Annotated in this window: 10 protein-coding genes and 1 pseudogene; 5 read left to right on the top strand and 6 right to left on the bottom strand. The window is 57.2% G+C overall.

Annotated elements, in window-relative coordinates; genetic code table 11:
* Positions 1-5 precede the first annotated feature (5 nt).
* The gene (gene hbdH / locus ACIPIN_RS10375) at positions 6-779 is read left to right on the top strand and encodes a 3-hydroxybutyrate dehydrogenase (RefSeq protein ID WP_401118080.1); all 774 of its coding nucleotides are present in this window, start codon (positions 6-8) and stop codon (positions 777-779) included.
* A 188-nt stretch (positions 780-967) separates the two neighbouring features.
* Positions 968-2,923, top strand: coding sequence for an acetoacetate--CoA ligase (locus ACIPIN_RS10380; protein ID WP_401118082.1), 1,956 nt, complete (start codon positions 968-970; stop codon positions 2,921-2,923).
* Between the two features lie 62 nt (positions 2,924-2,985).
* Here ACIPIN_RS10380 and ACIPIN_RS10385 read toward each other — a convergent pair whose 3' ends face one another.
* Both ACIPIN_RS10385 and ACIPIN_RS10390 read right to left on the bottom strand, forming a co-directional pair.
* A complete protein-coding gene (locus ACIPIN_RS10385; RefSeq protein WP_401118084.1) occupies positions 2,986-6,735 on the bottom strand; it encodes a hypothetical protein in 3,750 nt (1,249 codons plus the stop codon).
* 151 nt (positions 6,736-6,886) lie between these two features.
* Positions 6,887-7,996: a PilT/PilU family type 4a pilus ATPase gene (locus ACIPIN_RS10390; RefSeq protein ID WP_401118085.1), complete on the bottom strand. Its 1,110-nt coding sequence runs from the start codon at positions 7,994-7,996 to the stop codon at positions 6,887-6,889.
* A gap of 130 nt (positions 7,997-8,126) precedes the next feature.
* Here ACIPIN_RS10390 and ACIPIN_RS10395 point away from each other — a divergent pair.
* From ACIPIN_RS10395 to ACIPIN_RS10405, 3 genes and pseudogenes are all read left to right on the top strand, one after another.
* Positions 8,127-8,492, top strand: a pseudogene (locus tag ACIPIN_RS10395) (hybrid sensor histidine kinase/response regulator); the annotation flags it as partial.
* 95 nt (positions 8,493-8,587) lie between these two features.
* A complete protein-coding gene (locus tag ACIPIN_RS10400; RefSeq protein WP_401118087.1) occupies positions 8,588-8,719 on the top strand; it encodes a hypothetical protein in 132 nt (43 codons plus the stop codon).
* A gap of 52 nt (positions 8,720-8,771) precedes the next feature.
* Complete coding sequence (locus tag ACIPIN_RS10405; RefSeq protein WP_019690952.1) at positions 8,772-9,047, top strand: peptidylprolyl isomerase; 276 nt, start codon at positions 8,772-8,774, stop codon at positions 9,045-9,047.
* A gap of 157 nt (positions 9,048-9,204) precedes the next feature.
* On the opposite strand, the gene ACIPIN_RS10410 is transcribed toward ACIPIN_RS10405, so the two are convergent.
* From ACIPIN_RS10410 to ACIPIN_RS10425, 4 genes are all read right to left on the bottom strand, one after another.
* Positions 9,205-10,140, bottom strand: a complete 936-nt coding sequence (locus ACIPIN_RS10410; protein WP_401118090.1) for a sugar kinase — start codon at positions 10,138-10,140, stop codon at positions 9,205-9,207.
* A 128-nt stretch (positions 10,141-10,268) separates the two neighbouring features.
* The gene (locus tag ACIPIN_RS10415) at positions 10,269-11,486 is read right to left on the bottom strand and encodes an amino acid deaminase (protein ID WP_401118092.1); all 1,218 of its coding nucleotides are present in this window, start codon (positions 11,484-11,486) and stop codon (positions 10,269-10,271) included.
* A 37-nt stretch (positions 11,487-11,523) separates the two neighbouring features.
* A complete protein-coding gene (locus ACIPIN_RS10420; RefSeq protein WP_401118094.1) occupies positions 11,524-12,288 on the bottom strand; it encodes an IclR family transcriptional regulator in 765 nt (254 codons plus the stop codon).
* Positions 12,289-12,415: 127 nt separating this feature from the next.
* Positions 12,416-12,808 (bottom strand): RidA family protein, encoded by a 393-nt coding sequence (locus ACIPIN_RS10425; protein WP_401118097.1) that lies wholly within the window; start codon positions 12,806-12,808, stop codon positions 12,416-12,418.
* Between the last annotated feature and the right edge of the window lie 4 nt (positions 12,809-12,812).

Consider the following 12,812-nt stretch of genomic DNA (forward strand, 5'->3'; position numbering starts at 1 on the left):
CATTCATGACAACTCTTTCGGGCAAAACCGCACTGGTCACCGGCTCCACCAGCGGCATCGGTCTGGGCATCGCACTGAGCCTGGCCAAGGCCGGCGCCAACCTGATCCTCAATGGTTTCGGCGATGCTTCCAAGGTCATCACCGAGGTGCAACAGTTCGGCGGCAAGGTCGGCCATCACCCGGCCGACGTCAGCGACCCCGCACAAATTGCCGAGATGATCGCCTACGCCGAACGCGAGTTCGGCGGCGTCGATATTCTGGTGAACAACGCTGGCATCCAGCACGTGTCTGCGGTGGAAGACTTCCCCGTGGAACGCTGGGATTCGATCATTGCGATCAACCTGTCCTCGGTGTTTCACAGCACCCGTTTGAGCCTGCCAGGCATGCGCACCAAAGGTTGGGGGCGGATCGTCAACATCGCCTCGGTGCACGGCCAGGTCGGTTCGGTCGGCAAAGCCGCCTACGTCGCCGCCAAGCACGGGGTGATCGGCCTGACCAAAGTGGTCGGCCTGGAAACCGCTACCAGCAACGTCACCTGCAACGCCATTTGCCCAGGCTGGGTGTTGACTCCCCTGGTGCAGAAGCAGATCGACGACCGCGCCGCCGCCGGGGTCGACCCACAGCAGGCGCAACATGATTTACTGGCCGAGAAGCAACCGTCGCTGGAATTTGTGACCCCTTCGCAACTGGGCGAACTGGTGCTGTTTCTATGCAGTGAAGCCGGCAGCCAGGTGCGTGGCGCGGCGTGGAATATTGATGGTGGGTGGTTGGCACAGTAGAAGGCTAGTTAGCATCTGTGGCGAGGGAGCTTGCTCCCGCTCGGCTGCGCAGCAGTCGTAAAATGATGAACGCGTTGCCATTGGAGGAACGCGCCAGCCAGTTTGGGCCCGCTTCGCGGACCAGCGGGAGCAAGCTCCCTCGCCACAAGAGGCAGTGAGCGTGTAATAAGAAAAACAAGAGGCGAACCATGTCAGAAGTATTGTGGAAACCCAGCGCCGAGCGCATCGGCAAAACCCGCATGGATGCCTTCCGGCGCTTCAGCAATCAGCGGCACAACCTTGCACTCGCCGACTACCCGGCGTTGCATCAATGGAGCATCGATCAGCGCGAAGATTTCTGGCAGACCATCGTCGATTTTTTCGAGATCACGTTTCACCAGCCACCGAGCACGGTGCTGCGTGAAGGCCCGCAGATGCCCAGCGCCGAATGGTTTCCCGACGCCACGCTGAACTTTGCCGAACACCTGCTGCGTCGTCGCGATGACGCAACCGCCGTGATTGCCATCGCCGAAAACGGCCAGCGCGAAACCCTGAGCTACTTTGAGCTGGCCGAGCACGTCGCCGGTCTGCAAAAAAGCCTGAGAGCCGCGGGCGTCGGCCTGGGTGATCGAGTCGCGGCATGCATGCCGAACACCTGGCAAACACTGGTGGGCATGCTCGCGACCACCAGCCTGGGCGCGATCTGGTCCTGTTCGTCACCCGATTTCGGCACACACGGGGTGGTTGACCGCTTCGGTCAGATCGAACCGAAAGTGCTGATCACCTGCGCTGGCTATCGCTATGCCGGCAAAGAGATCGATCAGACCACCAAGGTCAACGAAATTCTTGAGCGCCTGCCATCGCTGCAGCAACTGATCATCGTCCCATACGCCCGACCACAAGCCCGCATTGAAGACTACAAAACTCAAGCTAGGGTCGCGTTGTGGGACAGTTTTTACCGTCCGGGCGGCGAGCCCGAGTTCGTCGCGGTGCCCTTCGCTCATCCGCTGTACATTCTCTACTCCAGCGGCACGACCGGCGTGCCGAAATGCATCATCCACAGCGTCGGCGGTGTGCTGCTGCAACACGTCAAGGAACACGGTTTGCACGTCGACCTCGGACCTGACGACCGACTGTTCTACTACACCACCTGTGGCTGGATGATGTGGAACTGGCTGGTCTCGGCATTGGCGGTCGGCAGCAGCGTGGTGCTGTACGACGGCTCGCCTTTCCATCCCGGTCCGCAACGCTTGATCGACCTGATCGACAGCGAAGCCATCAGCGTCTTCGGCACCAGCCCCAAATACCTCGCGACCCTTGAAAGCAATGAGATCCAGCCACGCCTCAGCCATGACTTGAGCAGTCTGAAAGCCCTGCTGTCGACCGGTTCGGCACTGTCACCGCAAAGCTACGAGTATGTTTACCGCGAGATCAAAAGCGAACTGTGCCTGTCGTCGATGTCCGGCGGCACCGACATCGTTTCCTGCTTCATCGCCGGCAATCCGGTCCTGCCGGTCCGTCGTGGCGAGATGCAGGGCAAGGGTCTGGGCATGGCCGTTGAAGTCTGGAATGAGTCCGGGCAACCGGTGATCGGCGAAAAAGGTGAACTGGTTTGCACCCGGCACTTCCCGGCCATGCCGATCGGCCTGTGGAATGACCCACACCAGGAAAAACTCCGCGCATCGTATTTCAGCCAGTTTCCTGACGTCTGGGCTCAGGGCGACTATGCCGAACAACGGCCCAACGGCAGTTGGTTGATCCACGGGCGCTCTGACGCGGTACTCAACCCCGGCGGCGTGCGCATCGGCACAGCAGAAATCTACCGTCAGGTGGAAAAAGTCCATCAGGTACTGGACTCGGTCGCCATCGGTCAGCAATGGCAGGATGACGTGCGCGTGGTGTTGTTCGTGCGCCTGCGTGACAGCGTGATGCTGGACGACAACCTTGAGCAGGAGATTCGCCAGGTCATCCGCGCCAACACCACGCCTCGGCACGTGCCGGCGAAGATTGTTGCAGTGACGGATATACCGCGAACCATCAGCGGCAAAGTAGTTGAGCTGGCGGTGAGGAATGTAGTGCATGGATTACCGGTGAAAAACACCGATGCACTGGCCAATCCCGAGGCGCTGGAGCAGTTTCGGGATCGGCCAGAGCTGAACGATTGAACGCTCCAGACAGAGCATTGACTGCCGATGCCACAGGACGACCTGAGGCATCGGCACAAACTTCAGTGGGTATTAAAATTCACCAACACCTCACCATGAATCGGGCCGCCTGCACTGTCTTCAATGGCCGCATTTATAATGCCGATGTTCTTCAAGTACTCAGGCTTGTCAGTTTCCCGCTGGCTGAGCAATGCTGTTGTCAGCGCAAAAGAGTCAGCATTGATAAGTGCTTTTCCGCGTTGATGATAGTGAACAGTCGCGCCGCTGGTCGGTCTTGGAAGACGACCTGCAGCAAGGTTCAACAAGGGCGCCACGTCTAACCCTCGGCGACCCTGTTTCGCCGCTTTGGCGGAGACCACGTCGGTCGTGGTAGACCCGGCGCGGAACATTTCGTGAATCAGATCATCGGCAATCTCACTGTATTTAAAACCTGCCAATCTAAAACGATCATTCAAGTTTTGAGTATTGATGGTCAGGAACTGATGATCTGCCGTCCCCGTCATGATTTCCTGTTTCCATTTACTGTAGTCAAATGGATTTACCTGAACGATATTCACGTTATCTTTTGCACTGTCCAAAATAAAATTACTTGCGGAGGTGCCGTTGAAGTCTGTTCTGAGGATTTCCAAGAAGTTGAGCAAGTCGTCACGAGCCTGAGGCGTGCTTCCCAGAAACAGGCCGATTGCGAGGTCGGTTTCATGATTGAGGGACGGCGTCGTCAGTACCGAGAGTGCGTTATCGATCTTCTGGCGCGCAATTGGCAAGCTCTGTTGAATAATCTGGCGGCTATAACCAGCAGGCAGTGCCCTGCTGAAGTCGGGTAGAGAAAACGCTTGCTTGAAATCGAAGTCGGCCAGTCGTTTGCCCCAAGGTTTACCGTATCGATTGACGGCATACCAGTGGTTTTTTTGACTGACAGCACACACGCTTAACACGTCGACCGTACTGCCGCGAGGGCGCCACGTACCTTGTCCAAGATGGGGCAAGTTCGCCGACTGGAGCAGATCCACAGACTTGGCTTTGCCTGTCAGTCTACGCAACTGGGATGTTGCCGCCTCTACCAATTGGGCACCCTCACGTCCCAACTGCAACCCACTTTTTAAAACCGCTTTCGAGCTTCGGTACGCTGCGGTAGGCAAACCATCGATCGGATTAAAAACCGACACCGTCAGTTTCAAACCGAACCTTGCAAAACTGACGACTTTTGACGTTAGGGAAACAGTCCTGGACGCAATGCTCAAGATTTTGGTCGTAACACCCAATGCGGTAAAGAAAATGCCGATACCGTCCATAATGCAACCAAACACCCCGTCGACTACCCGGTTTCTTTCTCCGGAGGCAATATCCTCGATGCATTTCTTGAACGGTACGACCAGATCAACAACAGAGGTCGCCACCTTATCCCTGGTAACGATATTTTGTTCTCGCTCAGTGAGTACGGTCGCTGCCTCGGTGAGTTCATTAACCGTCGCTAAAGGACGATTAGTGACAATGAACTGCGCAATATTGGTGATGTGCGAGTTAGCGAAGTGTTGATAAGCGCTGCGTTTTTGCTCGGGTCTGGAGGTCGGCGCCGCAAGAGTGCCCAGTTTTTCTATAACCGCGTCGCTTATGATTCCCGTGCCAGGCTCGGTCCCATGGGTATAGCTCCTGAGGTCGATCCGAGGATGAAACACAGGAAGTGCCGGCGAAAGATCCGTCATGCTTCCCTTGAATTCCAGTCGGGAAGGCATGCTCATTATCCCGGTTTGTTGAATTATATTACCCAAGTGAGTATTGACCCGGCAGATACCTTGCAAGGTGAACATTTCATAGCAAAGAATTTGGTTATTACCGTGGGAGACACACATAACAATGCCATATCGCCCGGTTGCCTCATCTTTTTTCGCTTGGCTCTCCTTGGGTTTAGGCGCAGTAGTATTGACTCCCACGAGGCCGGTCTGGCCTGAAGATTGACCGACAAGCTCACTGACCGATGATCGAACGGTGAAAAAGGTGACTGCATGAGTCTCGAAAATTTCAAGATCTGCGCTCAGCATATGCGACATTGCCAATTTGATACTGGCTGCCATTACCCGATGGAGGTTGCCGTGATGCTCGAGTACCTGCGCTTCAAACCTGGGCTGATTAGGGCTCACCCCCTGCAGCAACGGATAGCGATCATAAAGTCTCCCGTCTTCGCGCCAGTCCCATTCTGCACTTGTCAGTTCACCTTCCACATGCAGATCGAGCATGGACATCTTGTAGGAGTGCGAGAGCCTATCACTGTAGTGTCTGAGCACCCGCTGCTCTAAAAAATCACACCCGGGCGCTGCCTCTTTCAGTGCCGTCAATGCAATCTCTTTTCGGCTCGGCAGTGGAGTAGAGAATACCTTGACCCCCTCAGCCAAGTCCTTCACATAGAGTTGATAAGCGGACATGGCACTTTCAGCAGCCTCCTCGGCAGATGCCGTCAGCGCCTCATGCGTAATGACCTCGTTGATTAAAGCCCAGTCAATAATTGATTCGATAGCTAACACGCCCTGCAACTGTGCCAGTGACGAACTGATCGAATCCATACTGGCGAACCACATGACTTGCTCATAAGTCATGAAGCGTGAAGCCCCTGTGGAGTTCCGCTCGACTAACGCCACCGCCTGACAAAAAGTCACCCAGCCTATCGAACCTGCGAGGAGTCCCCTAGGCAGGCTCTTGACCAAAAAACCGGGAGCAATACCGGCCAACAGCAAATGCGACGCCAAGGGTGCCACCCCGCTGGAAACTCGCTGGTTACTCACGAGGTGTCGTTCCACATCCTCACGAACAATAAACAGTGGTCTATCAACAGAGCTCATCGGCTCATAAACATCATATGTGCCGAAACTATTTCGTTCCTCATTCACACCAAAAAGGGGATTGAGTTCAAGAAGAATCGCCGTGACGAGCAGTTGCGCCAGATCGTTCTCGTTTATAGTTTCGCCGTCGCCCGAACCATACCAACCCAAAGCACCAAGGTATTTTTTTGCCAGCTCTTGAGAAAAAGTATGGCTCACTAATTTCGCTATTGTTTCATTCGCATTCTGCCAGTCAACATGACCGGAAAGCGTTGGCTGGACATTGTTATATAACGTGTCGAGCAAGCTCTGACCCTTGGGCACAAATTGGGCGGTCAGTGCGCGAATCTCCGCGTACTGGGAGGTAGTCAGTACAACTGACTCACCGTCATGACCCGTGAGTTGCTCCCAGTAATTACCGAGGCGATCAGACGCGGGCCATTGCCACTCCAGAAAGGTCAGCAGATTTTCAACCTCTTCCACATTCTCTGGTACTTTTAGTCCGTGAAAGCGCATCCATTGAGACGGGACTGCATAACCACCACCCGACCTCACTTCTCCGCCTGTCTCTTTTGCAGCGGCGACCAGGTTGCGCAACTGGGGCCCGACAACCGGATCGGAGTGGAAGTGTTGAGCAACATCCAACCTGCCATGAGGTCCCATGACCTCCAAACAGCCACTGCTGGTGACAAATGGCGGGTAGGATAAACGTACTTTCTCCCGGGCAAATACAGCTTTAACCTGTTCCAAACGAAGCATGTCGTTCAGCATTTTACAGACAGGCTCGTGTACATAACCAAGCGATGATTCCGCCATCAGCGGGAAAATACGGTTGCTGAAATCAATGACCTCATTATCGGGCCGGCCTCTCCGGCTACCAATGATAGCCTTAAGCTCACCAATTAATTCCCGGCGATCTACTTCATCAGCTGCCGTACACAACAAGTAATTTCCAGCAGCGGAAGCAGCAGATTTATCCAAAGTATTTCTGATTTTCATATTATGACCCCGTTCAAGCTCCGATATTGTTTTGAACAAAACGGAACTCTAATCAAAAATAGAAAACCATCAACCAGCAACTTATTAGCCAGCATTACAAAAAACATCAAGACCACACTAAACCCACACCCTTAATACATTAAAAACATTATCACTCAACCAACCCCCACCCCCCAGCCGGTAGTTCCCGAGGCACTGTCGACTCGGCATTTAGTTTCAGCCGCAGCCTCAAATTATTAACGGAGTCCGCATGTTTCAACGCCTCGTTCTCACTGACCACTCCCTCCATAACCAACTTGTAAAGTTCGCCATCGAACGTCTGCATGCCCTGCTCCGCAGACTTCTCAATGATGTTCTTGAGTTCACCCAACTCATTGCGCCGGATCAGATCGCCAATGGTTGGCGTGCCCAGCATGACCTCCACCGCCGCCCGGCGCTGGCCATCGAGGGTGTGCACCAGACGTTGGGAAACGAAGGCCTTTAGGTTGTTGCCCAGATCATTGAGCAACTGCCCGCGGCGCTCTTCAGGGAAAAAGTTGATGATCCGGTCCAGCGCCTGATTGGCGTTGTGGGCGTGCAAGGTGGAGATCACCAGGTGCCCGGTGTCGGCAAAGGCCAACGCATGTTCCATGGTTTCGCGGTCGCGGATTTCGCCGATCAGCACCACATCCGGGGCCTGGCGCAGGGTGTTCTTCAAGGCGGCGTGGAAGCTGCGTGTATCCACGCCTACCTCGCGCTGGTTGATGATCGATTTCTGATGGCGATGGATATATTCCACCGGGTCTTCGATGGTGATGATGTGCCCGCTGCTGTGGCGATTGCGGTAATCGATCAGCGCGGCCAGTGATGTTGATTTACCCGAATCCGTGGCGCCGACAAACAACATCAGTCCTTGTTTGAGCATCACTGTCTCAAGCAGCACGGCAGGCAGATTGAGGTCTTCAAAACGTGGAATATCGAGTTTGATGTTGCGCGCCACAATCGACACGTCGTTGCGTTGTTTGAAGATATTGACTCGAAAACGCCCGACACCCGCCAGCGAAACCGCCAGGTTCATTTCCAGCTCGCGGTCGAACTCCACGCGCTGCTCGGCGTCCATAATGGCCTCGGCAATCCCGGCGATCTCGCCGGACTTGAAGGCCTCGCTGGTCAGCGCTCTGAGCGCACCATTAAATCGCCCGGTGGGCGGTGCTCCGGTAGACAGGTAAAGATCGGAGCCATCCTGGCTGGCCAGCATTCCTAGCAGCGAGTGAATTTCCATGGCAAAAAATATCCATTGAGTCTTCCATTGAACGAAAATTGCCAGGGCACGCCACTTTTCACGCGTCCGAGCGTCTACTCCTCCGAAGAATAGTTGATGCAGTAGCACTGACATGATGCAGGAACCCCTGATGAACGGATCCCCTACCGGCAGCGATGCCCAGGCCTTGATTGCCCGACTCGACTGGGCACAAAGCCCGCTGGGCTCTGCCAGCAACTGGCCACAGAGCCTGCGCACCGCCGTGGACATCGTGATTCACTCGCCCATGCCCATGCTGTTGTGATGGGGACCAGAGCTCTCGCAGATATACAACGACGGCTTTGCACTGCTGGCCGGCAACAAGCATCCGCAGGCTTTCGGACAACCCACGCACCAGACATGGCCAGAACTAAAAGACTTCACGGACCCCATTTATAGCGCTGTCCTACAGGGCCAAGTGCGCTCCTACACCGAGCAGTGCTTTAACCTGCAACGCGATGGTGGCGAAGCGGATTTCTAGCTGGACCTGACCTACAGCCCGATTCGCGACGAACGTGGGCTGGTCGCCCGCAGCATCAAGCACTGCATCGGCCAGGGCTCAACGTGCTGTTCATGACCGGCTACGCGGAAAAAGCCGCCGAACGTCAGGGCTTTCTCGACGTGGGCATGGACCTGCTCGCCAAACCCTTTACCCTTGAACAACTGGCCGGCAAGATTCGGCACATGATCCGCCGAACCGGATGATTTGAGGCATAATCGCGCCCGCCGCCACAACCGCTCCAAGGTAACTGCCCCAATGAAAGCTCAAGCCCGCCATATTCTGGTGAAAACGGCCGAAGAGGCCGAACAGCTCAAACAACGCATCGCCAAGGGCGAGGCCTTTGATGTGCTGGCCAAGAAGTATTCGACCTGCCCGTCCGGTAAACGCGGAGGTGACCTGGGTGAAGTTCGGCCAGGGCAGATGGTCGGTGCTATCGATGCGGTGATCTTCAAAAAACCGCTGCGCGTCGTGCACGGGCCGATCAAGAGCAAGTTTGGTTATCACCTGGTGCAGGTGTTTTACCGGGATTAGAGAATTTAGGGCCCCTGTGGCGAGGGAGCTTGCTCCCGCTGGGTTGCGAAGCGACCCTAAAATCAGCCATCGCGAGTAGTCAGATGGGCCGCGATTACCGGATTACGACCGCTTCGCGGCCGAGCGGGAGCAAGCTCCCTCGCCACATTGACCGTATTCAGCCTCGGGGAATCAGTGCCCCCGGCACCTGAATCACCCGGCTCGCCAACCGATGCCCGGCCTCTGCGGCTTCTGCGGGGCTTGCACCACGGAGCCGACTGGCCAGATACGCCGCGCTGAACGAATCCCCGGCCGCCGTGGTGTCCACCACCCGCTCTACGCGTTGCGCCGGGACCTCGAACGACTCACCGCCAAAGCGAATCAGACACGGCTCGGCGCCCCGCTTGAGCACCACTTCCGGCGTGCCAATCTGCTCGTAGGCCGCGAACACCGCCGCACAATCGGAAAAGTGGAACAGCGCCTGTTCATCGTCCACCGTCAGCAGTGCCATATCGACATAGGGCAAAACTTCGCGGTACGCCGTCCGAGCCTGTTCGACGGTGCTCCACAAACGTGGCCGATAGTTGTTGTCAAAGACAATCCGCGCATCCCGCTGGCGAGCTTCGATCAGCGTTTCAATGAGCCTTTTACGCCCTTCTTCGCCCAGTACCGCCAGGGTGATGCCACTGAAATACAACACAGCGTAATCCGGCAGCGCCGCAAGAATCGGTGCCGCCGCCGGCGTGGTGAAGCAATCGCGCACGGCGGCTTCGTTGCGCCAATAGAGGAAACGACGTTCACCCGAAGCATCGGTCTGGATGCAGTACAAACCGGGTAAACGCCCCGGTAGCCGCTGGACCATGCTCAGGCCGATGCCCTCTTCGGACCAGCTCTGGCACATGGCGTCGCTGAAACTGTCATCGCCCAGCGCAGTGACGTAATCCACCGAGACCTTATCGCCCAATTCGCGAGACAGGTAGACCGCAGTGTTCAGGGTGTCGCCGCCAAAACTCTGTTGCAGACTGCCGTCGGCGCGCTGCTGCAACTCGATCATGCACTCGCCGATCAACGCGATGCGCGGGGTGTTGGGGCCGAGAGGGCTGAGGGTGTTCATGGTTGTGGGTTCTCTGGTGTTTCGGTGTTGTCTGACAGGGCCTCATCGCGAGCAAGCTTTGCTCCTACGGTCAGCACAAACGCGTAGGAGCAAAGCTTGCTCGCGAAGGCCGCGCTGCGGTCTCAAACCTAGAAACAGGTTTCCATGCTTTCGATGACGTTCAACTGCTCATCCACCAGGCAACCGGTGCGCCATTTGTCGAAGGTCAGACACGGGTGAGAAGTGCCAAACGAGATGATGTCGCCCACTCGCAACTGAACCCCGGGCGCAACTGTCATGAACGCATGCTGATCCATCACCGCCGTCACGGTGCAGGCACTGACATCGTCGCCTACCGCCGGCACCACACCTGCTCGATAACGCAGCAACGGCACTGGCAGCCCCGCGTCATAGGCCACATCGCGCTTGCCCAGGGCGATCACCGCAAAACCCGGCTCCGGCAACGACTGCACATGGGCCCAGACCTCCAGCGCCGGGCGCAGGCCTTCGTGCAAGTCGCTACGACGATCGAGCACGCAGCATTGCGCTTCCTTGTAGATGCCATGGTCGTGAGCCACGTAACTGCCTGGACGCAGCACACTGAGGAAACGTCCGGCGGCGTTCTGCGCTTCGAAGGACTCGGCGATCAGGTCATACCAGGCCGAACCCGAGGCAGTGATGATTGGCTTATCGATGGCGAAAGCGCCGCTGTCTTGCAGCTGCACCGCGAGGCGCACCAGGGACGCAGCAAATTCGCGGATGCCACTGACCGCCTGGTCGCCGTGAATCACCCCTTCGTAGCCCTCAATGCCGGTCAACGCCAACCCCGGCTGCGCGTTGATCGCGGCGGCCAGCGCCAGTACTTCAGCTTCGCTGCGGCAACCGCAACGGCCGCCGACCACGCCGTACTCGATCATCACGTTCAGACGCAGACCACGCGCGGCGAAAAACGCCCCGAGGTCGGCGACGTTGTCCGGGTGATCGACCATGCAGTGAAAGTCGAATGCCGGATCCGCCAGCAACTCAGCGATCAGCGCCATATTCGGCGCACCCACCAACTGATTGGCCATCAACACCCGGCGCACGCCATGGGCGTAGGCGGCGCGAGTCTGCACCGCGGTGGCCAGGGTGATGCCCCAGGCGCCCGCTTCCAACTGGCGGCGAAACAGCGACGGGGTCATGCTGGTTTTGCCGTGCGGCGCCAACTCGGCACCGCTGTTGCTGACGAACGCCTGCATCCAGCGAATGTTGTGCTCCAGCGCTTCGCGGTGCAGCACCAGCGCCGGCAGACTGACGTCACGCACCAGGTTGGCACCGGGTTGGCCAGTGCCCTTTTCCACGGCGGCGATGTTCAAGGCAGAAGACATGTTCTAACTCCTCACACGCGGCCGCGAACGGCCACTGTTATTCGTTGATGCGACGGGCCAGGTTGTTCGCGCTTTCGATCAACACCCGGCGATAGTCGTGGTAATTGTTCTTGGCATCGGCCCTTGGGGCGACGATGCACAGGGTCGCAATGGCCACGCCGCTCGGGTCTTTCACCGGGGCAGCGAAGCAATGGGTGAAGGTGTCGGCGACGCTATCGAAGGAGAAGAAACCGTCGATGCCGGCCTGACGGATTTCCGCCAGAAAACGCTCCAGCGGCAGACGTTCGCCGTCAGGCAGGATGAAGTCCTCCTCATCGATCAGATCGACGATTTGCTGGTCACTCAAATGCGCCAGCAACAAGCGCCCGGAAGCGGTCCACGGGATCGGCGCGTTCTCGCCGATGTCCGAGGAAATGCGGAAATGCCGCTCGCCCTCCTTCATCAGCGCCACCGTGTATTTGCGCCCGTTGAGCAGGCACATCTGCGCGGTTTCACGGGTCTGGCTGACGATCTCCTGCAAGGCGTGATCGGCCTCGCGGCTCAGGTCGAAATGGCGCAGATGCGCCTGACCGAGAAAGTACAGTTGCCGGCCGAGGTAGACGTGACCCTCCTTGCCCACCGGTTCGAGAATCCGTCGTTCAAGCAGGGACGCGACCAGCTCGTAGACCGTGGATTTCGGGCTGCCGATACCGCTGGCGATGTCGTTCGGACGCAGCGGCTGGCCGACTTCCTTGAGAAAGTCGAGGATATCGAACGCCCGATCCAGACCGCGAGCCCGGCGCTTGATGGTGTCTTCGGTCATTTCAGTGGGTTCCCATTCAAATTCGTCCGTAGGAGCTGCCGCAGGCTGCGATCTTTTGATCTTGCCCTTCCGGCACTTCCAAAAACGCCAAAAGATCGCAGCCTTCGGCAGCTCCTACAAGAACAAATCAGGCCTTCTTCGCCTTATAAGCGATGCAATCAATCTCGACCTTGCAATCGACCATCATGTTCGCCTGCACGCAGGCCCGGGCCGGTGCGTGTTCAGGGCTGAAGTATTCGGAGAAGACTTTGTTGAAGCTCCAGAAATCCCGTGGATCTTCCAGCCATACGCCCGTACGCACTACGTCTTCGAGACCATAACCGGCTTCTTCGAGGATCGCGATCAGGTTGCGCATAGTCTGATGAGTCTGCTCGACGATCCCGCCGGCAATGATTTCGCCGTCCACCGCCGGCACCTGGCCAGACACATGCAGCCAGCCATCGGCTTCTACCGCACGGGCGAAAGGACGGGGCTGGCCGCCACCGGCGGTGCTACCAGTGCCGTAACGAGTAATGCTCATGGGT

This window comes from Pseudomonas sp. NPDC087697 (genome assembly GCF_044743155.1).
In the GTDB taxonomy this organism is placed as follows: Bacteria; Pseudomonadota; Gammaproteobacteria; order Pseudomonadales; family Pseudomonadaceae; genus Aquipseudomonas.

Excerpts from the sequence above, each read along its gene's own strand:
- ACIPIN_RS10425 (WP_401118097.1), bottom strand. The coding sequence starts at position 12,808 with ATGAGCATTACTCGTTACGGCACTGGTAGCACCGCCGGTGGCGGCCAG.
- hbdH (WP_401118080.1), top strand. The coding sequence starts at position 6 with ATGACAACTCTTTCGGGCAAAACCGCACTGGTCACCGGCTCCACCAGC.
- ACIPIN_RS10405 (WP_019690952.1), top strand. The coding sequence starts at position 8,772 with ATGAAAGCTCAAGCCCGCCATATTCTGGTGAAAACGGCCGAAGAGGCC.
- ACIPIN_RS10385 (WP_401118084.1), bottom strand. The coding sequence starts at position 6,735 with ATGAAAATCAGAAATACTTTGGATAAATCTGCTGCTTCCGCTGCTGGA.
- ACIPIN_RS10380 (WP_401118082.1), top strand. The coding sequence starts at position 968 with ATGTCAGAAGTATTGTGGAAACCCAGCGCCGAGCGCATCGGCAAAACC.
- ACIPIN_RS10410 (WP_401118090.1), bottom strand. The coding sequence starts at position 10,140 with ATGAACACCCTCAGCCCTCTCGGCCCCAACACCCCGCGCATCGCGTTG.
- ACIPIN_RS10390 (WP_401118085.1), bottom strand. The coding sequence starts at position 7,996 with ATGGAAATTCACTCGCTGCTAGGAATGCTGGCCAGCCAGGATGGCTCC.
- ACIPIN_RS10400 (WP_401118087.1), top strand. The coding sequence starts at position 8,588 with ATGACCGGCTACGCGGAAAAAGCCGCCGAACGTCAGGGCTTTCTCGAC.
- ACIPIN_RS10420 (WP_401118094.1), bottom strand. The coding sequence starts at position 12,288 with ATGACCGAAGACACCATCAAGCGCCGGGCTCGCGGTCTGGATCGGGCG.
- ACIPIN_RS10415 (WP_401118092.1), bottom strand. The coding sequence starts at position 11,486 with ATGTCTTCTGCCTTGAACATCGCCGCCGTGGAAAAGGGCACTGGCCAA.